At 69.2% G+C, this 24911-nt stretch carries 20 protein-coding genes, 2 pseudogenes and 1 riboswitch; of the genes and pseudogenes, 13 read left to right on the top strand and 9 right to left on the bottom strand.

Going from position 1 to position 24911, the window contains the following annotated elements; genetic code table 11:
* Positions 1-133: 133 nt before the first annotated feature.
* Positions 134-865 (bottom strand): DUF4198 domain-containing protein, encoded by a 732-nt coding sequence (locus J2W78_RS22885; RefSeq protein WP_253373862.1) that lies wholly within the window; start codon positions 863-865, stop codon positions 134-136.
* 34 nt (positions 866-899) lie between these two features.
* On the opposite strand from J2W78_RS22885, the gene J2W78_RS22880 reads away from it, so the two are divergent.
* A complete protein-coding gene (locus J2W78_RS22880; protein ID WP_253373861.1) occupies positions 900-1064 on the top strand; it encodes a hypothetical protein in 165 nt (54 codons plus the stop codon).
* Between the two features lie 305 nt (positions 1065-1369).
* On the opposite strand, the gene J2W78_RS22875 is transcribed toward J2W78_RS22880, so the two are convergent.
* Positions 1370-4366 (bottom strand): PAS domain-containing protein, encoded by a 2997-nt coding sequence (locus tag J2W78_RS22875; protein WP_253373860.1) that lies wholly within the window; start codon positions 4364-4366, stop codon positions 1370-1372.
* A gap of 293 nt (positions 4367-4659) precedes the next feature.
* Positions 4660-4890: pseudogene (locus J2W78_RS22870) on the bottom strand (DUF1269 domain-containing protein); the annotation flags it as partial.
* Between the two features lie 3 nt (positions 4891-4893).
* On the opposite strand from J2W78_RS22870, the pseudogene J2W78_RS22865 reads away from it, so the two are divergent.
* The 9 genes and pseudogenes from J2W78_RS22865 to urtA all read left to right on the top strand — a co-directional run.
* Positions 4894-5252, top strand: a pseudogene (locus J2W78_RS22865) (oleate hydratase); the annotation flags it as partial.
* Between the two features lie 376 nt (positions 5253-5628).
* The gene (locus J2W78_RS22860) at positions 5629-6696 is read left to right on the top strand and encodes a DUF2778 domain-containing protein (protein WP_253373859.1); all 1068 of its coding nucleotides are present in this window, start codon (positions 5629-5631) and stop codon (positions 6694-6696) included.
* Between the two features lie 183 nt (positions 6697-6879).
* Positions 6880-7344 carry an urease accessory protein UreE gene (gene ureE / locus J2W78_RS22855; RefSeq protein WP_253373858.1) on the top strand — a complete coding sequence of 155 codons (465 nt, stop codon included), beginning with the start codon at positions 6880-6882 and terminating at the stop codon, positions 7342-7344.
* A gap of 4 nt (positions 7345-7348) precedes the next feature.
* On the top strand, positions 7349-8029 hold the full coding sequence (locus J2W78_RS22850; RefSeq protein WP_253373857.1) for an urease accessory protein UreF: 681 nt from the start codon (positions 7349-7351) through the stop codon (positions 8027-8029).
* 13 nt (positions 8030-8042) lie between these two features.
* The gene (locus tag J2W78_RS22845; RefSeq protein ID WP_253373856.1) at positions 8043-8738 is read left to right on the top strand and encodes an urease subunit beta; all 696 of its coding nucleotides are present in this window, start codon (positions 8043-8045) and stop codon (positions 8736-8738) included.
* Positions 8739-8752: 14 nt separating this feature from the next.
* Positions 8753-10465, top strand: coding sequence for an urease subunit alpha (gene ureC, locus J2W78_RS22840; RefSeq protein ID WP_253373855.1), 1713 nt, complete (start codon positions 8753-8755; stop codon positions 10463-10465).
* Positions 10462-11112 carry an urease accessory protein UreG gene (ureG, locus tag J2W78_RS22835; protein ID WP_253373854.1) on the top strand — a complete coding sequence of 217 codons (651 nt, stop codon included), beginning with the start codon at positions 10462-10464 and terminating at the stop codon, positions 11110-11112. The genes ureC and ureG overlap by 4 nt, the downstream gene beginning before the upstream one ends.
* Complete coding sequence (locus tag J2W78_RS22830; RefSeq protein WP_253373853.1) at positions 11112-11996, top strand: urease accessory protein UreD; 885 nt, start codon at positions 11112-11114, stop codon at positions 11994-11996. The genes ureG and J2W78_RS22830 overlap by 1 nt, the downstream gene beginning before the upstream one ends.
* Positions 11997-12185: 189 nt before the next feature.
* Positions 12186-13427, top strand: coding sequence for an urea ABC transporter substrate-binding protein (urtA, locus tag J2W78_RS22825; protein ID WP_253373852.1), 1242 nt, complete (start codon positions 12186-12188; stop codon positions 13425-13427).
* Positions 13428-13443: 16 nt separating this feature from the next.
* Here urtA and J2W78_RS22820 read toward each other — a convergent pair whose 3' ends face one another.
* Both J2W78_RS22820 and J2W78_RS22815 read right to left on the bottom strand, forming a co-directional pair.
* Positions 13444-14631 carry a DUF1624 domain-containing protein gene (locus J2W78_RS22820; protein ID WP_253373851.1) on the bottom strand — a complete coding sequence of 396 codons (1188 nt, stop codon included), beginning with the start codon at positions 14629-14631 and terminating at the stop codon, positions 13444-13446.
* A complete protein-coding gene (locus tag J2W78_RS22815; RefSeq protein ID WP_301288948.1) occupies positions 14631-16778 on the bottom strand; it encodes a TonB-dependent siderophore receptor in 2148 nt (715 codons plus the stop codon). Before J2W78_RS22815 ends, J2W78_RS22820 begins: the two co-directional genes overlap by 1 nt.
* 161 nt (positions 16779-16939) lie before the next feature.
* Positions 16940-17148, bottom strand: a riboswitch (cobalamin riboswitch).
* Positions 17149-17592: 444 nt separating this feature from the next.
* Here J2W78_RS22815 and J2W78_RS22810 point away from each other — a divergent pair.
* The gene (locus J2W78_RS22810; RefSeq protein ID WP_253373849.1) at positions 17593-18774 is read left to right on the top strand and encodes a tlde1 domain-containing protein; all 1182 of its coding nucleotides are present in this window, start codon (positions 17593-17595) and stop codon (positions 18772-18774) included.
* A 136-nt stretch (positions 18775-18910) separates the two neighbouring features.
* Here J2W78_RS22810 and J2W78_RS22805 read toward each other — a convergent pair whose 3' ends face one another.
* Together J2W78_RS22805 and J2W78_RS22800 are read right to left on the bottom strand one after the other, a co-directional pair.
* Positions 18911-19294 (bottom strand): YybH family protein, encoded by a 384-nt coding sequence (locus tag J2W78_RS22805; protein ID WP_253373848.1) that lies wholly within the window; start codon positions 19292-19294, stop codon positions 18911-18913.
* Between the two features lie 32 nt (positions 19295-19326).
* Positions 19327-19770 carry an OsmC family protein gene (locus J2W78_RS22800; RefSeq protein ID WP_253373847.1) on the bottom strand — a complete coding sequence of 148 codons (444 nt, stop codon included), beginning with the start codon at positions 19768-19770 and terminating at the stop codon, positions 19327-19329.
* Between the two features lie 265 nt (positions 19771-20035).
* Between J2W78_RS22800 and J2W78_RS22795 the strand changes: the two genes are divergently transcribed.
* Both J2W78_RS22795 and frc read left to right on the top strand, forming a co-directional pair.
* A complete protein-coding gene (locus tag J2W78_RS22795; RefSeq protein WP_056197308.1) occupies positions 20036-20485 on the top strand; it encodes a PAS domain-containing protein in 450 nt (149 codons plus the stop codon).
* A gap of 99 nt (positions 20486-20584) precedes the next feature.
* Positions 20585-21835 carry a formyl-CoA transferase gene (gene frc / locus J2W78_RS22790; RefSeq protein ID WP_253373846.1) on the top strand — a complete coding sequence of 417 codons (1251 nt, stop codon included), beginning with the start codon at positions 20585-20587 and terminating at the stop codon, positions 21833-21835.
* 192 nt (positions 21836-22027) lie between these two features.
* Here frc and J2W78_RS22785 read toward each other — a convergent pair whose 3' ends face one another.
* Both J2W78_RS22785 and oxc read right to left on the bottom strand, forming a co-directional pair.
* Entirely contained in the window at positions 22028-22747 is a 720-nt protein-coding gene (locus J2W78_RS22785; protein WP_253373845.1) for an alpha/beta hydrolase, read from the bottom strand.
* Positions 22748-23036: 289 nt separating this feature from the next.
* The gene (gene oxc, locus J2W78_RS22780) at positions 23037-24794 is read right to left on the bottom strand and encodes an oxalyl-CoA decarboxylase (RefSeq protein ID WP_253373844.1); all 1758 of its coding nucleotides are present in this window, start codon (positions 24792-24794) and stop codon (positions 23037-23039) included.
* Between the last annotated feature and the right edge of the window lie 117 nt (positions 24795-24911).

The raw sequence follows: 24911 nt of genomic DNA, 5'->3' as shown, positions 1-24911 counted from the left end.
GCACCGGGAAACCGGTGCGCCCCTGCTTCATGTCTTGTCGAAGACGATACGGTACCGGCGGGCACCGCGGCCCAGCCCTTTCCCGGTGACGCGGGCCATCGAAGCCGGCGCCACCGATTGCCGCCCCTTGCGCTCAGTTGGTCTTCGGGTCGGTGACCGTGAAGGCGAGCGTGGCGCCGTAGCTGTCCGCATCGGCCAGCGTCGGCGTCTGCGAAGGGTTCACGCGGTGCGCCACACCGAGCACCTGCGGGCCGGCACTGCGCAGCGGCACCACCGCCACGCCCTGCGCATCCGTCGTGGCGCGGGTCTGATCCGCCTCGCTCTTGAAGTTCACGCCGTCGGTGGCGACCACGCTGGCGCCTCCGAGCGGACGGCCCTCGAACAGCACCCGTACCTTGATCCGGCCCGAGGCCGCGGCCGGCTCCTCCAGCGGGACGATCTCAAGCGGCTGGCCGATGACCTTGTCCCACGGGGCCGTCGGGCCGGAGACAGCCTTGGCGAACTTCACCGACCACAGGCTCTTGTCGGCTTGCGGCAGCATCCGTTTGCTGGCGTTGCGGTAGCTGCCGTCGGGCAGGCGGACCCAGTAGCCGTTGTCGTAGGCTGCGGCGTACAGCGCGTCACCCTGATGCGCGGCTTTGAGCGTGGACGTGGGGCCGGTCTGCAGCTTGGCGTTCAGGGCCACCGCGCCCGAAGGCTCGTAGGCGGTCAGGCTCATCAGCTTGCCGGCACTCGGCAGTTCCGGCTCGTGGGGATGCCCGTAGAGGATCTGCACGCCGTTGCCCGCCGGGTCGAGCCAGAGGTCGTGGGCCGAAGCCGGTGCGGCAAGAGCGAGGAACGCGGCGAGGAGGGCGGTATGTCTCATCGAAGAGGTGCTTCCCGTTACGGAATGTCGAGCGATGCCGGCTGCCCGCGGCGGATCGGTGAGGATCACGGCCGCCACAGCCGGTGGCGAGATCGTGGCCTGCGGGTTCGGCGCCGACCCCGAGACGGTCGTTGCCGACGTGATAGAACCGCTCGGCGCAATGACCCGGATCTCCAACGACTCCACGGCAGCCGGATAGCTGGCAACGCCTGCAAGAGGTGTTCGCCCCGAAAGGCACCGGCCGATGCGAGCCGGCGTGTCAGGAGCGGCGACATCGTGCGAGCCGGTGCTCAAGCCTCGGATCGACACGGGATCGCAGCGGTCCAGTATGCACAAGCTGCGCCATTTTACACCCATGCACGCCCCGCGCAGATCCCGGAGGCTTGCCGTGGAACGGGCATATGGGCAGGCTCAGGGGGGGCACCGCCCTCAACCCCGTGGCTCGACGGCGCCTCCGGTCGGCTCGCTTGATTCTCGGGACCGGACTTTGCGCCGCATGGCCCCTCAGGCGGCGACCTCGTCGCGCGGCTCCTGCATCGATGCGAGGGGGGCTTCCAGGCGGCAGACGAGGCCGGTCGGCGCGTAGGTGAGCTTGACCTCTCCGCCGACCTCGGCGGCGAAGCTGCGCTCGATCAGGCGCGAGCCGAAGCCGCGGCGCGAGGGCTGGCTCAGGATCGGCGGACCGCCCTGCTCGGACCATGTCAGGCAGAAGCGGGGCGCCTCACCCTCGTGCACCACGTGCCAGCGCAGTTCGACACATCCCGCCTCGTTGGCGAGGGCGCCGTACTTGGTCGCGTTGGTCGCAAGCTCGTGCAGGGCCAGCGCGAGCGAGAGCGCTGCCTTGGCGCCGAGAAGCACGCCCGGCCCGGTCGCGCGGATGCGCGCCGTGGCAGCACCGCGATGGACCGCCAGAGCCCCCTCCACGACCTCCGCGATGGGCGCCTCGGTCCAGCTCGACCGGGTCAGGATGTCGTGGGCGCGGCCGAGCGAGATCAGGCGCGCGGCGAAGGCCTCACGGGCGGCATCGAGATCCGGGGCGTTGCGGAAGGTCTGGCTGGCGATCGCCTGGACGAGGGTGAGCGTGTTCTTGACCCGGTGCTGCAACTCGCCCGTGAGCAGGCGCTGGTGCTCCTCGGCCCGCTTGCGCTCGCTGATGTCGAACATCGCCCCGATCATCCGCACCGCCGTCCCGTGCCCGTCACGGATGACGTAGCCCCGGTCGAGGATGTCGGCATAGCTGCCGTTCGCGCGCAGGAAGCGGTACTCGTCGCTCCAGGCGGTGCCGGTCCCGTCGATGACGGCGTGGATGGACGCGTCGATCCGCGCCCGGTCGTCGGGATGGATCTGCGCGATCCACCAATCGCCGGTCGGATCGACCGCCTCCGGCGGATGGCCGTAGGCGACCGTGAGCGCCTCGTTCCAGAGCACTTGGTTCGTCGCGAGGTTCCAATCCCAGATCGCGTCTTTGGTGGCGCGCGCCGCGAGGCGGTAACGCTCCTCGGTCTCGCGCAGGATCTGCTCGGCCTGCCGGCTCTGCGTGACGTCGCGCACGGTGCCGATGAAGCGCACGGTGCGGCCGCCGACGACGAAGGCCTGTCCCGTGGCGGCGACCCAGCGCTCGACGCCGTCCTCCAGCCCGATGGTCCGGTAGGCGATGTCGTAGGTGCCGCTGCCGGCCGGATCGAGTGCGGCCCCGACCGCCCCATCGACCCAGGCCCGGTCGTCCGGATGCAGACCGGCGAGGAACACATCGTAGCCGACCGGCGCTTCCGGTCCCAGGCCGAACAGCGTGCGGGTGCGCGCATCCCATTCCAGCGTGTCCGTGACGAGGTCGTAGTCGAAGATGCCGGTTCCGGTCGCCTCGACGGCGAGATGCAACTGCTCCCGCGCCCGGCGCAGATCCTCGTCCGCCTGCCGACGGTCGTGTATGTCGCTGTTGCTGCCGAGCCAGCCGACCACCGCGCCGCTCGCATCCCGGCGCGGCTCGGCACGGATCAGGAACCAGCGGTAGGTCCCGTCGCGGCGGCGCAGCCGCGCCTCGGTGTCGTAGACGGTCTCGCGGGCGCGGGCCGCCTCCCAGACCGCGAGCAGACCGGCCAGGTCGTCGGGGTGGATCGCCTCGCCCCAGCCGAAGGGCAGCGCCTGTTCCGGCGTCTGGCCGGAATAGGCGTACCAGCGGTCGTTGAGGTAACTGAGGCTGCCGTCCGGATTCCCGAACCAGATGATGGCCGGTGCCAGTTCGGTGAGTGCTGCGAAGCGCTCCTCGGCCACCTTGCGCTCGTGGATGTCGAGGGTGGTCCCGATCCAGCTCCTGAGGTGACCCGACTCGTCGCGCACGGGCTGCGCCCGCGACAGGAACCAGCGATACGGCCCGTCAGCGCGACGGATGGGGAACTCGATCTCGTAAGGGCCCTTGCTCCGCGCCGCCGCGAGCCACGTGTCGCGAACGCGCTCGCGGTGATCGGGGTGGATCACCCCCATCCAGCTCGCCTCGCCGGTCTCACCGGGGGGCAGCCCCGTGTAATCGTACCAGTAAGCGTTGCAGTAGGTGATGTTGCCGGCCTCGTCGCCGAACCACACCACCTGAGGGCTGACCTCGACGAGGGAGCGGTAGCGCAACTCGCTCGCCTGCAGCGCCGCCTCCGAGGCGCGCTGCCCGGTGCGGTCGCGCAGAATCTTGAGGAAGCCGATGAGCCCGCCGTCCTCGGCCGTCAACGGCATCATTTCGCCCGAGGACCAGAAGCGGGTTCCGTCCTTGCGCATGTGCCAGCGCTCGTCCGGGGCGCTGCCGGCCTCTGCGGCGAGACGCTTCTCGACCGCGGGCCGGCCGGCCGCCCGATCCTCCGGCGTGAAGAACGCATCGACCGTCCGGCCCAGCATCTCGGCCTCGGTCCAGCCAAGGATGCGCTCGGCGCCGGTGTTCCAGCGCGTGACGCGACCCTGGGGGTCCATGGCCATGATCGCGTAGTCGGTGGCGCTGTCGAGGATGCGCTCGTGCAGCAGGCGCTGCTCCGCCTGTTCACGCAGCGAGCGGCGCAGTTCCATCTGCGCCATGGCTTGGCGGGCGAGCCGCATCAGGCCGCGGCGCTGCCGCTCCGAGAGTTCGCGCGGCCGGGTATCGAGGACGCAGACGGTCCCGATCGGCTGCCCCTCGTCGGTTCTCAGCAGGGCGCCGGCGTAGAAGCGCAGTCCGGGATCGCCGCCGACGAGCGGGTTGCCTTCGAAGCGCGGATCGCACGCGGTGTCGGGCACGTAGAGGAAGTCGCCGTGCAAGATGGCCTGCCGGCAGAAGGAGGTTTCGAGCGGCGTCTCGCGCACACCGAGACCGACCTCCGCCTTGAAGAACTGCCGCCCGTCGCCGACGAGGTTCACCACCGCGATCGGCGCCTCGCACAGCTCGGCGGCAGCCTCCGCGATCTCGTCGAAATCCTGCTCGCGCGGCGTGTCGAGCAACCGATAGCGGTCCAAGGCGCGAAGGCGCGCAGCCTCTTGCTCGCTCATCGGGGCGGGGTTCATCGTTCGGACAGGCTTGGGCTCGACGCAGTGTGCCACCATGGCGGTCCGGCGGAGGCGAAAGTGAGGCCGGACCCCGTTTTGTTCAGGTCACGGCGCCTCGGCTGTCGACCGCGTGGAAAGCCGCCTTCAGTCTGATCCCGGCCGGGCCGCCTACGGCCGGATGCGACGGCCCACGAGCCTTCGAGAAATGGCCCGCCGAATGTCCGCCCGCGACGGACCGGCAGCCTTCATCGGCCTGCAGGATCGGCGGCCACGGCCGCTCGTTGCGAGCGCCGCGATCAAGAACCGTCGGCGTTGCCGGAGCCCCCGGGATGCGGCGTGGCGCCGACATCCGACGCACCCGCGCTTCCGGGCATCGACACGTCAGGCTCCGATAGGGCGGCCTGCAGGCGGCCCTCCTGCTCCGGCGAGAGCGAGGAGCGGATGACGCGCCCCCGGAACCGTGACATCTCCGCGAGCACCTTCTCCGACTGTGCCGTGCGCACGAGGATGAACAGCGCCGAGGTGTTCAGCTGACCGAGGGCACGGCCTATGGCGACATGGATCGGGCACCGATCCTCGAACGCGGCCGCACGATCCGGGCCAGGACAGCGACTGGGCTCTGTGGGCGAATCTGGCCAAGAAATCACCGGTCTTCGGCAATCCCGCGAAGTTCTACGGCGACATCGACAAGTCGATGGGGGAATCGGTGACGCTGACCTGCAAACCCTTGCCCCTCGTCGAGCGACTGAAAGAGTGGGCGGTCAACGATCCCTATTCGGGCAAGGCGGTGACGGGTGGCATCATCACCTTCACGGATTCGAATTGGGTTTCAAGCGTCACCTGCAACCGTCAGCCGCACTTCCCGGAACAGCCCAAGGACGTGCTGGTGCGCTGAGCCTATGGAACTGCGACATCCGCTGGGGAGGCGTCGCCACGCCTTGAGCGCGATCGACGAGTCTTTCGAACACATTCGAGGCTCTCTCGAATCGCAGAAATGAGTGCAGCGCTGGGGTCCGTAATTCGGCGCCGAATCCACGGCAGGCTCGCCCCACTGCATCGTCCGGTCGTTAGGCGTCCGGCCCAAAGTCCGCTCCGGTTTTACCCCCGCCCGACCATGATCTCGCCCCAGAATCGCCGAGTGCGACGACGCACTTGGTTAACGGGACATTGACCGGCCGAGGGATGCGCTTCGCAGGGCGCATGCGTCGGCGGGGCGGTCCAGGACCGGGGCGGAGGCCGCCCCCGGACGGGAACTCGGGCGGCGCATGGCACATCCTCTTCTCTCGTGGGCCCTCCCCTCGACCGCCTATCTGAGCGCGGCCCTGATCCTGGCCTCCTCCGCGCCGTTCGGACCCGTCGATCTGCCGCCGCTTCAAGGGGCTGCGATGCCTTTCGCGGACGACCCGGTGCCGGGCGCCCCCGAAGTGACGGTGGCCGAGATCGTGGACCAAGCGCCGGAGGCCGCACCGTCCGCCGCGGAGGCACCGGCCGAAGCCTTGACCGAACCGTTGGCCGAACCGCTTGCGGAAACCTTGGCCGAGTGGATGCCCCAGCCGTTGCCCGCTGCCGCCGAGGCGCGGTTCGGCACGGCTTCCCTGTTCTGGCTTCCCGATGCAGCACCGGCGACGGCCCTCGCGCAGGTGGTGCCCCTGCCCGTGCGCCGCCCGGCCGAGCTGACGCGCCTCGGAGCGGCGGACGCCCTGCGCCGGGCCGAGCGGATGGTCGCGCGCCGGTCCACGGCCGCGGTGGCGCCAGCCCAGGTCGAGGACACCCGCACCTTCTTCGAGAAGCTGCTCGGCGTCGAGAAACCTGCGGCGCCGGCTCCCGCCCTCGCCTACGCGGCCCTGGAGAACGGCGCCGCCGAGTCGGCGGCCCGCCGGGTCCTGACCACGCCCCTGCCCGCCGCGCCGCCCCTCGGCGAAGGCGGCACCGCGGTTTACGACATCAGCGCCCAGAGCGTGGTCCTGCCGAGCGGCGAACGGCTGGAAGCGCATTCCGGGCTCGGCGAGAGCATGGACGATCCGCGCTACGTCCATCTCAAGATGCGCGGCGCCACCCCGCCCGGCACCTATGACCTGACCGAGCGTGAGGCGCCGTTCCACGGCGTGCGGGCGCTGCGCCTCACGCCCGTCGGCGGCAGCGAGGCGATCCACGGCCGCGTCGGCCTGCTCACCCACACTTACCTGCTCGGGCCCAACGGCGCCTCGAACGGATGCATCTCGTTCAAGGATTACGACCGGTTCCTACAGGCCTATCTGCGCGGCGAGATCCGCCGGGTCGTGGTCGTTCCGGGTCGCAGCCGCGACGCGAACCCTTTGGTTGCATCGCGCTGAGGTCCCGCCAAACCGCTCATTGTTTTCTTTCTGAGAAAATTTAATTCTCAGTATGCTCGATTCCGGCCTGATCTTCGCTTAAGCTCCTGGGAGCTGCCAGAAACCGCCGCGCGGTTTCGGCCCCCCGAGGACAGCTCCGTCTCAGCAAGGGGCGGAGCGGCGTGTGTATCGGAGTCGCGGCGTATGCGTGTGATCCAACGCGTTCTGGGCAGCCGGTCGGAGGCTGGTCTGGCCGAGCGCCTGCATCACCTCGAACATCACGGCGCGGTGGACATCCTGCGGGTGCCGAGCGCCGACGTGGCCCGGCGCCGCCTGCGGGCGACGACGATGGCCGGCGAGGAAATCGCGCTCGCCCTGCCGCGGGATCAGGTCCTGTTCGACGGGGCCGTGCTCGTCCTCGAAGACCATCACGCTCTCGTCGCCCGCGTCGGGGCCGAAAGCTGGCTGCGGCTGATGCCAGCGAGCGCCGCCGACGCGCTCGAACTCGGCTACCATGCCGGCAACCTCCACTGGCGGGTCCGCTTCGACGGCGCGGCGATCCTCGTCGCGCTGGAAGGGCCGGCCGAGGATTACCTCGTGCGTCTCGGCGCCCTGGTGGCGGAGGGGCGCGTCGTCCACTCCATCGATGCGGCGACCGAGGGGGCCTGAGACCTTGCTCGCCGCCCTCACCGCGCTCCAGCAGGCCGACACCGCCTTCCCGAGCGGTAGCTTCGCCTTTTCCAACGGCCTCGAAGGTTTGGTCGCCGAAAACCCGGCCTTCGACGAGGCGGCGCTCGCCCGCACCGTGGCGGCGGCCCTGCGCTTCCGCTGGGCCGAGACCGACCGGGTCGCGCTGATCCTCGCCCACCGCGCCGGCGGCTCGATCAAGCACCTCGCGGCCATCGACGCGGCGGTCGAGGCCGCCTCGCTGGCCGAGCCGATGCGGGTCGGCAGCCGCCGCAACGGCGCCTCGCTGCTGGCCTCGCATACCCGCCTCGGCACGCCGGGCGCCGCCGAGCTCCGCGCGGCCGTACGGGCGGGCCGGCTGCTAGGGCACCTTCCCACGGTCCAGGGCGCTTTGTGGCCGGCTCTCGGCCTCGACGAGCGCACGGCGGCGTCCGTCTCCGGCTATCTCTTCGCCAGCGGGCTCACCTCGGCGGCCGTGCGGCTCGGTGCCATCGGGGCGATCGAGGCGCAGCGGGTTTTGGGCGGCGCGCTGCCGCTGATCGCCGAACTGCTGGAGCGCCCCATGCCGGAGCCGGCGGGCGCCATCGAACTCACCGGCTTCACCCCCCTGATCGAGATCGCCGCCATGCGCCAAGCCCAGGCCGAACTCCGCCTGTTCGCGAATTGAAGGAGCCGCGCCGATGCTGCTGACGCCGACCGAACTCGAACGGCTCACGATCTTCACTGCCGCCGAACTCGCCCGCAAACGGCGGGCACGGGGGCTCAAGCTCAACTACCCGGAAGCGGTGGCGATCATCACCGACGAGATCCTGGAAGGCGCACGCGACGGGCGTTCCGTCGCCGACCTGATCGGCTGGGGCTCGACCATCATGACCACCGGCGACGTGATGCCCGGCGTCGCCTCCATGATGCCGATCCTGCAGGTCGAGTGCGTCTTCCCCGACGGCACCAAGCTCGTCACCGTGCACGAGCCGATCCGGCCGGCGGAAGGCGCGGAGCCCGACACGCTGGAGCCCGGCGCGATCCTGCCGGCGGAGGGCGAGATCGAACTGGCCGCCGGGCGCCCGCGGGTGAGCCTCGATGTCGTCAACACCGGCGACCGGCCGGTGCAGATCGGCTCGCACTACCACTTCTTCGAGGTCAACCGGGCGCTCGACTTCGACCGGGCGAAGGCGCTGGGCTTCCGCCTCGACATCCCGGCGGGCACGGCGGTGCGGTTCGAGCCGGGCCAGCGCAAGAGCGTGACGCTCGTCGGGTTCGGTGGAGCGCGCGAACTCACCGGCCTCAACAACCTGACGCAGGGCAAGCTCGACTCTGATGCCGCCCGCGCCGCGGCGCTGGCGCGCGCCAGGGCCGGTGGCTTCAAGGGCGCCTGAGGGAGAGACGCGAGATGGTGACGATCCCAAGGCGCGACTACGCCGCCCTCTACGGCCCCACCACCGGCGACGGCGTGCGGCTCGCCGATACCTCCCTCGTGGCCGTCGTCGAGCACGACCATGCGGTCTATGGCGACGAGTGCCTGCACGGCGGCGGCAAGACGCTGCGCGACGGAATCGGCATGGCGCCGGGCATCACGGCGGCGCAGGGCGCCCTCGATTTCCTGCTCTGCAACGTCCTCGTGATCGATCCGGTGCTGGGCATCGTGAAGGGCGATCTCGGCATCAAGGACGGGCGCATCGTGGGCTTAGGCAAGGCCGGCAACCCGGCGATCATGGACGGCGTCGATCCGCGCCTGATCGTGTCGGCCGGCACCACGGTGCGCGACTGCGAGGGGCTGATCGCGACGCCCGGCGCCATCGACGTCCACGTCCATTTCGATTCCGCGGGCCTGCCCGAGCACGCCATCGCCTCGGGCATCACCACGCTGCTCGGCGGCTCGCTCGGGCCGATCACGGTGGGCATCGATTCCGGTGGGCCGTTCAACACCGGTAAGATGCTCCAGGCGGCGGAAGCCTGGCCGGTCAATTTCGGGTTTCTGGGCCGGGGCAACACCCACAAGCCGGCGGCCTTGAAGGAACAGCTCGAGACCGGCGTGCTCGGCCTGAAGATCCACGAGGATTGGGGGGCGATGCCGGCGGCGATCGATGCCTGCCTCGGCTTTGCCGACGAGTACGACTTCCAAGTCCAGCTCCACACCGACACGCTCAACGAATCCGGCTTCGTGGAAGACACGCTGGCGGCGATCGGCGGACGCACCATCCACATGTACCACACGGAGGGTGCGGGCGGCGGGCACGCGCCGGACATCATCCGCGTGGCGGGGCTGCCCCACTGCCTGCCCTCCTCGACGAACCCGACCAATCCCTACACGGTCAACACGTTCGACGAGCACCTCGACATGACGATGGTGTGCCATCATCTCAACCCGGCGCTGCCCGAGGATGTGGCCTTCGCCGAGAGCCGCATCCGCGCACAGACCATCGCGGCCGAGGACGTGCTGCACGATATCGGCGCGATCTCGATGCTCGGCTCCGACAGCCAGGGCATGGGCCGCATCCACGAGGTGATCTGCCGGACATGGCAACTCGCCTCCAAGATGAAGGACCAGCGCGGAATCCTTCCAGAGGAGCGGCCGGGCTTCGGCGACAACGCCCGGATCAAGCGCTACATCGCGAAATACACCATCAATGCCGCGCGCACCTTCGGCATCGACGCACATATCGGCTCGCTGGAGCCCGGCAAGATGGCCGACATCGTGATCTGGCGCCCGGCCTTCTTCGGCATCAAGCCGGAACTCGTGATCAAGGGCGGCTTCATCGCCTGGGGCGCCATGGGCGATTCCGCGGCCTCGCTGATGACCTGCGAGCCGATGCTGATGCGCCCGCAATGGGGCGCCTTCGGGCTCGCCAAGCAGGGCCTGTCCGCCTGCTTCGTCCACCCGCTCGCCATCGAAGGCGGCCTTCGCGAGAGCCTGGGCCTGCGAAAGAGCCTGCTGCCGGCCCGCGGCACCCGCCGGCTCACCAAGGCCGACATGCTGTGGAACGACACCTGCCCGAACATCCGGGTCGATCCGCAGACCTTCGAGGTCTTCGTCGATGGGGAACTCGCCACCTGCGAGCCCGCGACCGTCCTGCCGCTCACCCAACGCTACATGCTGCGATGACCGTGTCCGCTCTCCCCTCCCCCACCCTCTCCGAGCCCGTCACCGCCGCTCGCATCGGCATCGGCGGGCCGGTCGGCTCCGGCAAGACCGCGCTGATCGAGCAGCTGATCCCGGCGCTCCAGGCCCGCGGCGTCGATCTCGCCGTCGTCACCAACGACCTCGTCACCAAGGAGGATGCCGAGCGCCTGCGCCGCTCCGGGCTGATCGATCCGGCTCGGGTCGAGGCGGTGGAGGCCGGCGCCTGCCCCCACACCGTCATCCGCGAGGATCCGACGCTCAACATCGCCGCGGGCGACGATCTCGAGGCGAAGTTTCCGGGGCTCCAGCTCCTGATCTTCGAATCGGGGGGCGACAACCTCGCCTCGACCTTCTCCCTCGATCTGGTCGATTGGTGGATCTTCGTGATCGACGTGGCGGGCGGCGACGACATTCCGCGAAAGCGCGGCCCCGGCGTGCTGCGCTGCGACCTCCTCGTCATCAACAAGACCGATCTCGCGCCCCATGTCGGCGTCGATCTGCCCGGCATGCTGGCCGAGGCCGCACGGGTGCGGGGCGACAAGCCTGTTGCCGCCACCAACGCCCGTTCCGGCGAGGGTGTGGAGGCGGTGGCCGACGCGATCTGCCGCGCCGTGCTGTTCGCGTCCTGATGGCCCTGTCGCTGGACGATCTTCCCAAAAAACCCGCCCCGGCCGAGGCGGCCTCCGCACCGGTCGGGCGCCGCGTGCAAGCCTCCCTCGTCTTCGCTCGCGGCGGGGGCACCACCGTGCTGTCGCGGCAGGTCGTGCCCTACCCGTTCCACATCACCCGCGCCTTCCGGATGCATCCGGAGAGCCCCGACCTCGCGACGCTCTACCTGCAATCGGCCTCGGGCGGCCTCTACGCCGCCGACCACCTCACCCTGGCGATCGAGGCAAGACCCGGCGCGCGGGCGCATGTCACGACCCAGGCCGGCACGGTCGTGCATCGCGGCGGGCCCGAACCCTCGCGCCAGGAGACGCGGCTCACCATCGCCCCGGATGCCTTCCTCGCGCTCAATCCCGATCCGCTCATCCTGTTTCCGGAAGCGCATCTCGCCGTCTCCACCGAGATCACCGCCGACCCCGGCGCCCGCGCCATCGTCACCGAGAGCGTCGCCTGTCACGACCCCGCGGGCGAGGGCCGGCCGTTCGACCGGCTCGACCTCGGGCTGACGATCCGTACCCCTGAGGGACGCACCCTGGTGCGGGAGCGCAGCCGCATCGACGGGCTGGCGTTCACGGCACCGGACTCGCCGATGGGACTTCACCGCGCTTACGGCACGATGGTCGTCCTCGGTGCCCCCGACGACGCGCGCCTGGCCGGCCTCCGCCTGAGGCAGGCGGCCGACGCAGTCGGCTGTCTGACCGGCGTGAGCCCGCTGCCCAACGGCGCGGGCCTCGGCCTGCGCCTGCTCGCGCCGGACGGCGGTGCGCTGTCGGCGGGCATGGATGCGGTGTTCCGGATCGTGTTCGAGGTCTTGAGCGGATGCGTGCCCGGCCGGCGCCGGAAGTAGAGATCATCCCGAAACGACCAGTCGGGCGGCACATCGCGAGAAATATGGGCAGGCCGCCCAGCAATTCCCCTTGATGCCCACCGGTTTCCTGAGAAGAAATACGAGCAGGGGCATCGGCCTCGTCTGGCGGCCTCATGGCCTTCATTCGGGCCGATCGGCTGGATGACGTTCGAAGGATTTCGAAGAGACATGCGCTCGCGTGACCGAAACGACGCCCACTTCCATCTCCGCCGCCGGCTTCTCCTCGGCCTGGCCGCCTCCCCGCTGCTGAGTGCCCTGCCCGGACGCGCGCTCGCGCAGGCCGGCGCGGGCGCGCTCGCCGTCACCGACAAGGAGGTGACCGTCGGCATCCTGCACTCGATCAGCGGCACCATGGCGATGTCCGAGACCGGGGCGACCCAGGGCGAGAGGCTTGCCATCGAACAGATCAATGCGAGCGGCGGCATCCTCGGCCGCCAGGTCAAGGTGATCCAAGAGGACGGCGCCTCCGATTGGCCGACCTTCGCCGAGAAGGCGCGCAAGCTCGTCGTCAACGACCATTGCGCGGCGGTGTTCGGCTGCGTGACCTCGGCCTCGCGCAAGGCCGTGCTGCCGGTCTTCGAGCAGTATAACGGGCTCCTGTACTACCCGACCTATTACGAGGGCCTGGAGCAATCCAAGAACGTCATCTACACCGGCCAGGAGGCAACCCAGCAGACGCTCGCCGCCCTCGATTGGGTAACGAAGGAGAAGGGCGCTAAATCCTTCTTCATGGTCGGTTCGGACTATATCTGGCCGCGCACCACCAACAAGATCGCCACCAGGCACATCACCAATGTGACCAAGGGCACCATCGTCGGCGAAGAATACTTCCCCCTCGGCCACACGCAGTTCAATTCGGTCATCAACAAGATCAAGCTCAAGAAGCCGGACGTGATCTTCGCCACCATCGTCGGCGGCTCGAACGTGGCGTTCTACAAGCAGATCAAGGCCGCCGGCATCGACCTCAAGAAGCAGACTCTGGTCACGGTCTCCGTCACCGAGGACGACGTCGACGGCATCGGCGGCGAGAACATCGCCGACGCCTATTCCTGCATGAAGTACTTCCAGTCACTGAAGAACCCGGCCAACGAGGCTTTCGTCGCCGCCTTCAAGAAGCGCTGGGGCGACAAGACCGTCATCGGCGACGTGACCCAGGCGGCCTATCTCAGCCCGCTCCTGTGGAAGATGGCGGTCGAGAAGGCCGGCACCTTCGAGGTCGACAAGGTGATCGCCGCCTCACCCGGTATCGAGATGAAGGATGCGCCGGAGGGCTCCGTGAAGATCCACGAGAACCATCACCTCTGGGCCAAGACCCGCGTCGCCAAGGCCCTGCCGAGCGGCCAGTTCGACGTGGTCTACGAGAGCCCCGAACTGATCGAGCCGAACCCGTTCCCGAAGGGGTATCAGTAGGACGAGGCGGGCGGGGTCAGAGGTAACTCAAACCCCGCCACCGGCTGTGCCGCTTCAGCCGCACCATCCAGCGGCAGGCCGGGTAGAGAGCCAGCGCGAGCGCCGCCGTGATCAGCCAGATCTGCCAGGGCGCGCCGGCCTCGACCCGGCCCGAGGACCCGGCAAGCCCGAGGGCGGCGAGGCCGTCGTGGATCCCGCGAAGGGCCCACAAGTGCAGCAGGTAGAAGAACAGGGGCGCCCCGCCAAAGACGGTCAGCCAGCGTAGACGCGGTTCCGGCAGGCGCTCGAACAGCGCGAGCAGCAGCAGGCCGAGGCCGAGGGTCGCGAGCAGGAAGTCGGCCGAGGGTGGATATTTGGTGAGGTTGATGAAGGACAGGGCATCCGCGCCCCAATCCTTGCCCGGCTGCCAGGAATGTGGATCACCGTAACCGTTGAGACCGCGCAGGACGAGAAAAGCGGCGAGGCTCGCGAGCCCGAGGGCGGCGAGGCATCGGCGGCGGATGGCCGGATCGGAACCGGGCGCGTAGAGCGGCCCCAGCGCGTAGCCCGCGGTGATGACGCCGATCCAGGGTAGCACCGGGTAGGAGGTGCGCGCCGCGCCCCAGGGCAGCGGGATCATCCCGCGTTGGTGCAGCACCGCCCACAGCGCGTAGCCCGGCTGATCGGGCGCGAGCACGATTCCGTCGAGCGCGTTGTGCCCGAGCATGATCGCCAGAGCCACGCCGATCAGTGCCGGGCGCGGCAGCCAGAGCAGGGCGGCGAGCGCCAGCATGCTGAGCCCGATCGCCCAGATCACCTGCAGGTAAAGGATCGGCGGCAGCAGGGTACGGGTCCAGGCGAGGTTCACGAGCGTCACTTCGAGGACGATCAGGAACAGCCCGCGCTTGACGAGGAAGGCGGAGGTCTCGGCGCGGCTGCCGTGCTTTTGCCCGTAGAGGCTCGCCGAAAGCCCCGTCAGCAGCAGGAAGACCGGCGCGCAGAGATGCGAGGCGGCCCGCGTCAGGAACAGGCCCGGCGGCGTGGCCGCGAGGTTCACCGGGTCGCTCACTTGGGCGTGCAGGTAGAAGAACTCGCGCACGTGATCGACCAGCATCAGCAGCATCACGAGCCCGCGCAGGGCATCGATGGCGCCGATCCGGCGGCGCGGAACCACAGCCTCCGGTGCCGCGGCCTCCGGTGCCGCGGCCTCCTGCCGAGCCGGCATCAGAACCGCACCGTCATCGTTCCGGTGAAGCGCCGGGGCGCGCCGGGATAGACCCGGAAGCGGTTCAGGGAACTCTCGTAATACTCGGTGTCGAACACGTTCTCGATGTTCAACCCGAAGCGGAAATTCTCGTAGCGGTAATAGGCGAGCGCATCGACCGCGATGTAGGCCGGCAGGGAGAAGCTGTTGACGGCGTCCGCCGCCCGCTCGCCGACGCCGCGCACGCCGCCGCCGAGCCCGAGCCCCTTCCACGGGCCGGCCTGCACCTCGTGGACCGCGAGCAGGCTGCCCGAATGGCGCGGGACGTTGATGAGCGGCGTGCCGACCCGCAGGGTCGGATCTTCGGTGACCACGGCCTCCGCATAGACGTAGCCCGCCAGCAGCTTGATCTCCGGCGTGATCTGGCCGGCAGCGGTCAGCTCGAAGCCCTGGCTGCGCACTCCGCCGACCGCCACGGAGGAGCCGCTTCCGTTGGCTTCCGGCGTCAACACGTTCTCCCGGTCGATCCGGAAGGCCGTGCCGGTGAGCGCCAGAGCACCGCCATAGAGGTCGAGCTTGGCCCCGACCTCGTAGCCGATGCCGGTCTCCGGCGCGAACGGCCCGGAGGCGGCGACGGCGGCGGCATCGGGACCGATATTGGGCCGGAAGCTCGTGCCGACATTGGCGTAGAGGGAGAGTTCGGGCAGCGGCTGGTAGACGAGGCCGGCCCGCGGGGTTGCCGCGAAATAGGTCTGATCGACCTGGGAGCGCGGAATGCGCTCGCGGAACGACTGCTCGAAGAAGTCGAAGCGTACGCCGAGCAGCGCCTTCCATTCGGGCGTGAGGACGATCTGGTCCTGCGCGTAGAGGGCGGTGTTGGTGATCCGTTCGAGGTTGTTGCGTGGGATGGTGATCGGCGGCAGCGGCTGGCCGTAGCGCGGATCGTAGATGTCGATGGCGTAGGGGCTCGTGCGGAAGTTCGAGCGCAGGTAGAGCACGCGGCTATCGGTGCTCTCGCGCTCGAAGCCGAGCAGCATGGTGTGGCCGATGCCGGCGGTGTCGAAGCGCCCGACCACCTCGGCTTGGCCGATCGCCGTGTCCCAGCGGTAATCGCGCACGTTGCGGTCGCGCGAGACGGTGCGGTTGTCGGCCGCGATCGCGCGGATCTCGGCGGATTCGCCCTCCAGCGTGCCGGTGTTGAAGTGGGTGGCGAGCCGCATCTGCCAATCGGCGTTGAAGCGGTGATCGACGCGGACCTGCATCGTGTTGTTGGTCTGATAGGTGCTCTGGCCCGGCTCGCCGAGGAACCGCGAGATCGGCAAGAGCCCAAGCCGCCCGTTGAGGGCGATGACGCCGCGGTCGAACACGATGCGGTTGCGCAGAAACTCCGTCTCGACGGTGATCCGCGTGTCCGGGGTGATCTGCCAGCTCAGGACGGGCGCGACGAGCAGCCGGTCGCTGTCGACGAAATCGCGGAAGCTGCCCTGGCGGCCGGCGGCGAGGTTGAAGCGGTAGGCGAGCGTGCCCTCCTCGTTCAGCGCGCCGCCGGTATCGACCGTGCCGCGGAACTGCCCGAACGAGTCCCACAACCCGCCCATCTCGACGAAGCGCTCGACGGTTGGCTGCTTGGTGATGATGTTGACGAGCCCGCCCGGATCGCTGCGCCCGAACAGCCCGCCGCCGGGGCCTTTGAGCACCTCGACGCGCTCGACGTTCTGGGCGTCGGGCGGGGGCGGCGTGCCGCGGTTGAGCGGAAAGCCGTTCTTGTAGATCTCGGAGGTGGTGACGCCGCGGATGGCGTAGCTGAACACGGACAGGCCGCCGAAATTGTTCTGCTGCGCCACGCCCGGCGTATAGTTGAAGACCCGATCGACACGGGTGGCGGCGAGATCCGTGATGACCTCGCGCGGGGCGACCGTGACGATTTGGGGCACGTCGCGCTGGGGCGTATCGGTCTTGGTGCTGCTCACCGCGCGGTCGACGCGGTAGCCCGGCGTCGGCCCGATCAGGCCGATCGTGCCGGCCGCCGCCGTCCGCCCATCGGGCGCGCCGTTGCCGACGCCCCGGCTCCGGCTTTCGCCTTCGACCGCAAGCTCCTCCAGGGTGACCGATTCCTGCGCCCGCGCCTCCGGGACGGTCAGGCCGGCGCAGAGCAGCGCGGCGAGCATCCAATGCGGGCGCCGGATCGGGACGTCGATGGCGTTGAGGCTCGTCCGAACTGTCACAAGGCGCGCTCTGGCTGTTCGGACGCGCGCCCGAGCGGGTGCCCGCCGGGAGCGCAGGGAACGCTCCCACCGATCAGGCACGCCGCCGGAGCACCCCGCCCGGGGGACATCGTCGCGCCAAGGCAGGTCTCCTGGCTCACGGGTCAGCGCCCCCATCTCGGCCTTCCCGGTGCAGGGCACCAGTGACCGTCGGCGACGGAGGCTCGCCGCTCACAGTTGCGGGGGCAGCTTCGGCCTCGCCCGGACGGGCTTACCGAATTCCCTCTTAGCCCTCGGACATGCATCCGGGGGAACCTTGGCCGCAGCAACTTCGCTGCGATGCGGCGCAGGGTCAACATGCCGAACAATGAAATGTAACAACATCACACAGTCTGTGGCCCGCAGAGCACAAGGGTCCAGCAGCAAGTCGCGTGGCGGGTGCGCTTTCTTCATCGGCTCGAACGCGAGGACACGAGCCAATAGCGACGGTCCGATCGGCCTCGTTGTCGGCTGTCGATCGCGAATTAGCGGTGGGTCGAGAGGCCGGCCCCTCACCGCCTCGTGGCGCGCACCAGCCATCGAGAAGATGCATCGAACGATTTTCGAAGGACGGGACCGAGCTTTAGGCAAGATTAACCAAGATCCCGTTCAATGACGAAGGCTTAAGGTTGATCCTTCCCTAATCGGCGAAGCCATCTCGTTTGTCATTCTGGCACAGATAGGCCGGGGATGACGGCGCGAGGCCGTGTGGGATCCGCGTTGTCGAGTACCGCCCGCAATGGACATCGCTGAGCTCGTCCAGAGCCGCTCCGCCCGGCCCGTCATCCGCCGCCGCCGGCGCCCGCCTGTCGCGGCGCTCGCGTTGACCGCCCTCGGCGGTCTCGCGGTCGCCGGGATGCTGCAACCGCAGGATCGGGCCGCGCCTGCCCCCGTGGAAACCGCGCAGGTCTCGGGCGAGACCGAAGGGGCGGAGACCGTGCAGGCCGCGCCCGGCGCGCTGGCCTGGATGCTCGATCCCACCCCCGTTCTCGACACCGCGTCACGCGGCTTCGTCCCGCGGACCCCGCAGGCTTCCGCCTTCCGGGCGCCGCCCGCCTCGGAGCCTTCCGCGCCGGAGCCGGCCCCGACCCTGGCCGCCCTCCCCGCGGACCAAGCCGCCGACGCCGCGCCCGCAGTCACGCCGCGCCCGGCTGCGCCGACGGCCCGCCTCGCCCTCACGGTGCCACTGCCGGTGCGGCGGCCCGACGAATTCCGCTACGAGCCGCGCATGCAGACCGCCCGGGCGGCGACGCCTCGGATCGCCACGGCATCCGCGGCGCGCGCCTCCACCGAGCCGACCCGCAGCGTGTTCAGCGCCGCCGTTACCGACAACCGCAACTTCCTCGAGAAGATGTTCGATCTGCCGGGCTCGGCGCCCGCGCCTGCCTCTGCCTCGGACAAGGCGATGGCCTATGCCGGGCTCGACAGCGGAGCGGTCGATTCGGCGGCGCGGCGGCGCGTCGTGCCCGGCCCGGTCTCCGAGCCGGGGGTCGCCGTCTACGATATCAGCGCCGCCACCGTAACGCTGCCGAGCGGCGAGGTGCTGGAGGCCCATTCCGGCCTCGGCGTCGCCCAGGACAACCCGGACCACGTCCATGTCCGGATGCGCGGCGCCACCCCGCCCGGCGTCTACGATCTGCGGGAGCGCGAGGCCCTGTTCCACGGGGTGCGGGCGATCCGCCTCAACCCGGTCGGCGGCTCGGCCGCCATCCACGGGCGCGACGGCATCCTCGCCCACACCTACATGCTGGGCCCGAGCGGCGCCTCGAACGGCTGCGTCGTGTTCCGGAACTACACCCGCTTCCTCCAGGCGTATCTCAGCGGGCAGGTCCGGCGTCTGGTCGTGGTGCCCGGCACCGCCCCCGGCGTCTTCGCGGGCCGGCGCACCGCCACGCCGCGCCGCTCGGCCTCCGCGGACTAGCGGGTTTCCAAAAGGGATCATCCCTTTGGCGGGATACCGGGGCTGAGCCCCGGCTTCCCATCAACCAGGGCTCTGTCCTGGACCCGCGAAAGGCCTCGTCCTTTCGAAACCTCTGACTTGGGGCTCGGTGAGCCCGTCAGCCTTTGGCGACGGGCTTGAGCTTGAGTTGGTCGATGGCCCAGCGCCACGTTCCGTCCGATTGCCGGCGGGCCGACTCGACCGAAAGCGCTCCGTTCGGCAGCCGCGCGAAGGTCAGCGCGAGGTCGCCGTTGCGGATCGCCGGCAGGGTCTCGGGTTCGGGAAAGTCCGACTTGCGCGCGAGCAGATCCGTGTAGAAGCGGCGGATCTCGTCGTGGCCGGTGGCCACGATGTCGCCCGCGGCCACCACGGCCTGCGGCTCGTACAGGGCGACCAGCCCCTCCGCATCGCCGGCATTGGCCCGCTCGTGGAAGAGCCGGGCCAGATCCTCCGGCTCGCGTGCCACCTCCATCTGCGTCACGTCCCGCTGCGTCTCGCTCATCGGTCGTTCCTCCCTGTCTGTTTCAGGCCTATCTATTTCAGGCGGTTGCCCTGCCCGTCGCGCACCGCGACCGCCACCGGAACACCGGCCTTGACGCTCTCGGACACGGTGCAGAACTGCTCGAACTGAGCGAGCACCCGGTCGAGCCGATCCATCGACGCGGCGGGCGCGCCGAGCGCGATATCGACCTCGATCCCGACGAGGCGCAGGCGGCCTTCCGCGTTGCGGGCCACGCGCCCGATCGCCTCGGCACTCACGCCGCCGCCCTCCTGCCGGTACTTGCCCAGCGCGAAGGCGAGGCTCGCGCAAAGGCAGTTGCTCACGGCGGCGATCAGCACCTGCTCCGGTGAGGGGCCGGTGCCGCCACCGATCGGTTCCGGCTCGTCCGTCAGCAGTGGAACGAAGCTCTCGCCGAAATCGATCCGGAAGGCATAAGCCTCGATCTGCCGGATCCGAATGCTGTGCTTGCCCGACATCGCAGCCTCCTCACCTGCCTATCAACCCGCCGCTGCACGATCTCGTTCGAGCGCCGCAGTGTGCCTTGACCTAAGATTCGTATCTGGTATACCAAATGCCAATAGCGAGCTACCGGAAAGAGCGACCTCGATCCGGAAGGCCCGAGACCCGGGAAGCCAAGGAGGCAACGCCTGCCATGACCGAACGCGGCATACTCGACAGACATCGCGGCTCTCTGCTCACGGCGCGGCCTCACGGCTAGCCGGCAGCGGAAGGGGGCAACGGATGGCCCAATCGCAGACCTTCGACACGTCCGGGCTCGTCGCGGCAATCGGCGACGCGGTGGTGATCTCCGACGCGGACGGGCGGATCGTCATCTGGAATCCGGCCGCGGAGCGGATCTTCGGCTTCTCGGAAGCCGAGGCGCTCGGGCAGAGCCTCGACCTCATCACCCCGGAGCGTCACCGCCGACGCCACTGGGACGGTTACGCCAAGACGATGCGCACGGGCGAGACCCGCTACGGCACGTCGCTGCTCAAGGTGCCGGCCCTGCACAAGGACGGGCGGGCCCTGTCCATCGCCTTCACCGTCGCGCTGTTGCACGGCGCGGCGGGCGAGGTCACCGGCATCGCCGCGGTCATCCGCGACGAGACCGAGCGCTTTCAGGAAGAGCGCTCCCTGCGCCGCCGCGTGGCGGAGCTGGAAGAGGCTTTGGGCACCCTCGTCTGCGCCTGAAGCGAGGCGCCTAAGCCATTCAGCAATATTACCGACGACAATATTTTTCGATTTTCCAACGACGACCCACAACGAAGTCGAAATAGGGAGAAAACCAAGATGACCCAGCCGCTCGACGGAATCAAAATCATCGATTTCACCCACGTCCAGGCAGGCCCGGCCTGCACCCAGCTTCTCGCGTGGTTCGGGGCGGACGTGATCAAGGTCGAACGTCCGGGCTCGGGCGACGTGACGCGCAACCAGCTTCGCCACGTCGAGGATGCGGATGCGCTCTACTTCACGATGCTCAACTCCAATAAGCGTTCGCTGACGCTGGACACCAAGAACCCGCAGGGCAAGGAAGTCCTGGAAAAGCTGATCCGCGAATCCGACGTAATGGTCGAGAATTTCGGCCCCGGCGCACTCGACCGCATGGGCTTCACCTGGGCCCGCATCCAGGAGCTCAACCCGGGCATGATCCTCGCCTCGGTGAAGGGCTTCTCCGACGGGCACCATTACGAGGACCTGAAGGTCTACGAGAACGTGGCCCAGTGCGCGGGCGGCGCCGCCTCGACCACCGGCTTCTGGGACGGCCCGCCCACCGTGTCGGCCGCCGCGCTCGGCGACTCGAACACCGGCATGCATCTGGCCATCGGCATCCTCACGGCGCTGCACCAGAAGACCAAGACCGGCAAGGGCCAGAAGGTCGCCGTGTCGATGCAGGATTCGGTGATCAACCTCTGCCGCGTGAAGCTGCGCGACCAGCAGCGCCTCGACGCCATCGGCTACCTCGAAGAATACCCGCAATACCCGCACGGCGAGTTCACGGACGTGGTGCCGCGTGGCGGCAACGCGGGCGGCGGCGGCCAGCCGGGCTGGGTGCTCAAGTGCAAGGGCTGGCAGACCGACCCGAACGCCTACATCTACTTCACGATCCAGGGTCACGCCTGGGCCCCGATTTGCAAGGCGCTCGGCCGTGAGGAGTGGATCGACGATCCGGCCTACAACACGCCCCGCGCCCGCCAGGACAAGATTTTCGAGATCTTCGCGATCATCGAGGATTGGCTGGCCGACAAGACCAAGTTCGAGGCGGTCGATGTCCTGCGCAAGTTCGACATCCCCTGCTCGCCGGTGCTGTCGATGAAGGAGATCGCCGACGATCCGTCGCTGCGCGCCAGCGGCACCATCGTCGAGGTGCCGCACCCCAAGCTCGGCTCGTATCTGACTGTCGGCTCCCCGATCAAGTTCTCGGACCTGAAGGTCGACATCAAGGCTTCGCCGCTTCTGGGCGAGCACACCGACGAGGTCCTCGCGGGCCTCGGCTACTCGCCCGAGCAGATCGCCGCGATGCACGAGTCGCGCGCGGTCTGAGTGGGGCGCGGCGGCCCCGGTCTCGGGGCTGCCTGCACAGGATGGCCAGCCTCTTTCGGCCATGATCCTCCCGGGACGAGGCATCGCCCCGGGAGCGCATGACCGGGCGTGACGCCCGGGTTTCTTCCTCCTCCGATGACTTTCCCGGGCCGACTCCGTCGGTCCGGTTTTTCGTTGTCCGGCTTGCGTCGCCTAAACGAAGAAATCGCCTAGGAAGAAGTCCACCGCTTGGCGCACCACCTCCGGATCGTAGGCGTGCGGACCGTCGTACTCGATGTAGGTGAGGTCGTACCCCGCCGCCCGGAGCAGCCGGGCATGGTTGCGGGCGCTGCGGTCGATCGGGATCTGCTCGTCGCGGGTGCCGTGCGATAGGAAGACTTTCGGCGCACCCGCCTGCACCTGCACCGACATGAACCCGGCGGACGACACGATCAAGTGGCTGACCCGGTCGCCGTTGGTAAGTCCGAGGGACAGCGCGTAGCTGCCGCCGTCGGAATGGCCCGCGAAGGCGAGATGGCCCGGATCGACCAGGAAACGGTCGGCGACCTCGGCCAGCGCCCGGTCGAGCCGCTCCCGGTCCGGCCCGTTGCCGGCGATCACGAGATCCCAGGTCGGGTGCAGCGATTGCGGCGCGAGCAGCAGGAAGCCGCGCTTGTCCGCATGCGCCTCCAGCATCGGCAGAATCTTCTCGGCGCTGCCGCCGCCGCCGTGGAACAGGACGACCAGCGGTGTCGGCAGGCGCGGATCGATGTGCTCGGGCACGCGGAGCATCGCGTCGCGGGTCTCGAACAGGCCCAGCGCGTGGCGGCCCGGCGGCAGCGGCGGCTTGCCCGGCAGCCGCGGCAGGAAGGCGAGCCGGCCGGCCAGCCGGGGATCGAGGGCGACCGTCGGATCGAAGGCGAAGGAGGACATGGAAGATTCCTTTGATGGAACCCGACCCGAACCCCTCATGCTGAGGTGCCCGCGGCAGCGGGCCTCGAAGCATACCGGAACCGATCAGGCGCCCTTGGCCGGGACGCTTCGGGCCCTCGTCCGTGCGTGCTTCGAGGCTCCGCTTCGCTCCGCACCTCGGCATGTGGAAGGTGGGTGATGGCCGGAGCCGTGGAACCGATCAGCAGCCCCGGCCGTGAAACGACGAAAGGACCGCGGCGCCTTTCGGCACCGCGGTCCGGCTGAGTCGCGGGAAGAGGCTAGAACGGCCTCAGGCCCCCTTCTTCTTCAAGGTGCTCTGCGGGTTGAGGCTGCCGATGTTGCCGCTTTCGCTGCCCGCGGCCGGGTCGATCTCCGCGTTGATGAGGGTCGGCTTGCCGGAATCCATCGCCGCGTCCACGGCCCGCTTCAGCTCGTCCGGCGTGGTGACGTTCACGCCGACGCCGCCGAAGGCCTCCATCATCTTGTCGTAGCGGGAGTTCTTGACGAAGACGGTGGTGCCGGGATCACGGCCGGTCGGGTCGGTGTCGGTACCGCGATAGATGCCGTTGTTGTTGAAGATCACGATGCAGACCGGCAGCGCGTAGCGGCAGATGGTTTCCACCTCCATGCCGGAGAAGCCGAAGGCCGAGTCGCCCTCCACCGCCAGCACCGGCTTGCCGGTCTCGACGGCGGCCGCGACGGCGAAGCCCATGCCGATGCCCATCACGCCCCAGGTGCCGACATCCAGGCGCTTGCGCGGCTGGTACATATCGATGATGCCGCGGGCGAGATCGAGGGTGTTCGCGCCCTCGTTGACGAGGATCGCGTCGGGCCGCTCCTTGATGACGGTCCGCAAGGCGCCCAGCGCCGAGTGGAAGTCCATCGGCGCGGTGTTCTTCATCAGCTTCGGAGCCATCTTGGCGATGTTCGCCTCACGCTTGCTCCGCAGCGTCTCGAGCCAGCCGGCGGGGGCGCCCTTCCAGTCCTGACGGATACCCGCGAGCAGCGCCTCGACGCAGGAGCCGATGTCGCCGACCATGGGTGCTGCGATCTCGACGTTCGAGTCCATCTCGCGCGGCTCGATGTCGATCTGGATGAAGCGCTTCGAGCCGGGTTCGCCCCAAGTCTTGCCCTTGCCGTGGGAGAGCAGCCAGTTCAGACGGGCGCCGATCAGCACCACGACATCGGAATCCTTGAGCGCGGTGGAGCGCGCCGCGCCGGCCGAGAGCGGGTGGGTGTCGGGCAGGAGGCCCTTGGCCATGCTCATCGGCACGTAGGGGATGCCGCTCTCCTCGACGAGCGCGCGCACCGCCTCGTCGGCCTGGGCGTAGGCCGCGCCCTTGCCGAGGATGATGAGCGGACGCTCGGCCGACTTCAGCAGATCCAGCGCCCGGGCGACGGAGGCCGGGGCCGGAAGCTGGGCCGGAGCCGCATCGATCACCTTCACCAGCGACTTCGCGCCGAGCGCGCCGTCGATGACCTGCGAGAACAGCTTGGCGGGCAGATCGAGATAGACGCCGCCGGGCCGGCCGGAGACCGCCGCGCGGATGGCGCGCGCCACGCCGATGCCGATATCGGCGGCGTGCAGAACGCGGAAGGCGGCCTTGCACAGCGGCTTGGCGATGGCGAGTTGGTCCATCTCCTCGTAATCGCCCTGCTGCAGATCGACGATCTCGCGCTCGGAGGAGCCGGAGATCAGGATCATCGGGAAGCAGTTGGTGGTGGCATTGGCCAGCGCAGTGAGGCCATTGAGGAAGCCCGGCGCGGAGACGGTGAGGCAGATGCCCGGCTTCTTGGTGAGGAAGCCGGCGATCGCGGCGGCGTTGCCTGCGTTCTGCTCGTGGCGGAAGGAGATGACGCGCAGGCCCTCGGCCTGGGCGAGCCGGCCGAGATCGGTGATCGGGATGCCGGGCACGTTGTAGATCGTCTCGATGCCGTTGAGCTTGAGCGCGTCGATGACGAGGTGGAAGCCGTCCGTCAGGGCGGGCTCCTCATGGGGCACGGCGCCCGCGGTGATCGCGTCGATGTTCTGGGCCTGGACGGTCATGCGGCGTTCTCCCTTGTGGTGCGGATGCTCTTGTCCGGCGCGGGGCCCGATGGCGTCGGGCCGGGCTCGTTTCGCGCGTGCTGCTGCGCCGCGCGGCGTACGGGCCGCGCTCGGGCG

The sequence above is a fragment of the Methylorubrum extorquens genome, assembly GCF_024169925.1.
Classification (GTDB): Bacteria; Pseudomonadota; Alphaproteobacteria; order Rhizobiales; family Beijerinckiaceae; genus Methylobacterium; species Methylobacterium extorquens_A.
This window is presented reverse-complemented; position numbering and strand designations above follow the sequence as displayed.

Bases quoted from the DNA above. Each gene is read 5' to 3' on its own strand.
- J2W78_RS22815 (WP_301288948.1), bottom strand. From the start codon at position 16,778: ATGCTCGCCGCGCTGCTCTGCGCCGGCCTGACCGTCCCGGAGGCGCGG.
- ureE (WP_253373858.1), top strand. From the start codon at position 6,880: ATGCGTGTGATCCAACGCGTTCTGGGCAGCCGGTCGGAGGCTGGTCTG.
- frc (WP_253373846.1), top strand. From the start codon at position 20,585: ATGACCCAGCCGCTCGACGGAATCAAAATCATCGATTTCACCCACGTC.
- J2W78_RS22885 (WP_253373862.1), bottom strand. From the start codon at position 865: ATGAGACATACCGCCCTCCTCGCCGCGTTCCTCGCTCTTGCCGCACCG.
- J2W78_RS22830 (WP_253373853.1), top strand. From the start codon at position 11,112: ATGGCCCTGTCGCTGGACGATCTTCCCAAAAAACCCGCCCCGGCCGAG.
- J2W78_RS22810 (WP_253373849.1), top strand. From the start codon at position 17,593: ATGGACATCGCTGAGCTCGTCCAGAGCCGCTCCGCCCGGCCCGTCATC.
- J2W78_RS22845 (WP_253373856.1), top strand. From the start codon at position 8,043: ATGCTGCTGACGCCGACCGAACTCGAACGGCTCACGATCTTCACTGCC.
- ureC (WP_253373855.1), top strand. From the start codon at position 8,753: ATGGTGACGATCCCAAGGCGCGACTACGCCGCCCTCTACGGCCCCACC.
- J2W78_RS22800 (WP_253373847.1), bottom strand. From the start codon at position 19,770: ATGTCGGGCAAGCACAGCATTCGGATCCGGCAGATCGAGGCTTATGCC.
- J2W78_RS22880 (WP_253373861.1), top strand. From the start codon at position 900: ATGCCGGCTGCCCGCGGCGGATCGGTGAGGATCACGGCCGCCACAGCC.
- oxc (WP_253373844.1), bottom strand. From the start codon at position 24,794: ATGACCGTCCAGGCCCAGAACATCGACGCGATCACCGCGGGCGCCGTG.
- urtA (WP_253373852.1), top strand. From the start codon at position 12,186: ATGCGCTCGCGTGACCGAAACGACGCCCACTTCCATCTCCGCCGCCGG.
- J2W78_RS22785 (WP_253373845.1), bottom strand. From the start codon at position 22,747: ATGTCCTCCTTCGCCTTCGATCCGACGGTCGCCCTCGATCCCCGGCTG.
- J2W78_RS22820 (WP_253373851.1), bottom strand. From the start codon at position 14,631: ATGCCGGCTCGGCAGGAGGCCGCGGCACCGGAGGCCGCGGCACCGGAG.
- J2W78_RS22860 (WP_253373859.1), top strand. From the start codon at position 5,629: ATGGCACATCCTCTTCTCTCGTGGGCCCTCCCCTCGACCGCCTATCTG.
- ureG (WP_253373854.1), top strand. From the start codon at position 10,462: ATGACCGTGTCCGCTCTCCCCTCCCCCACCCTCTCCGAGCCCGTCACC.
- J2W78_RS22805 (WP_253373848.1), bottom strand. From the start codon at position 19,294: ATGAGCGAGACGCAGCGGGACGTGACGCAGATGGAGGTGGCACGCGAG.
- J2W78_RS22795 (WP_056197308.1), top strand. From the start codon at position 20,036: ATGGCCCAATCGCAGACCTTCGACACGTCCGGGCTCGTCGCGGCAATC.
- J2W78_RS22875 (WP_253373860.1), bottom strand. From the start codon at position 4,366: ATGAGCGAGCAAGAGGCTGCGCGCCTTCGCGCCTTGGACCGCTATCGG.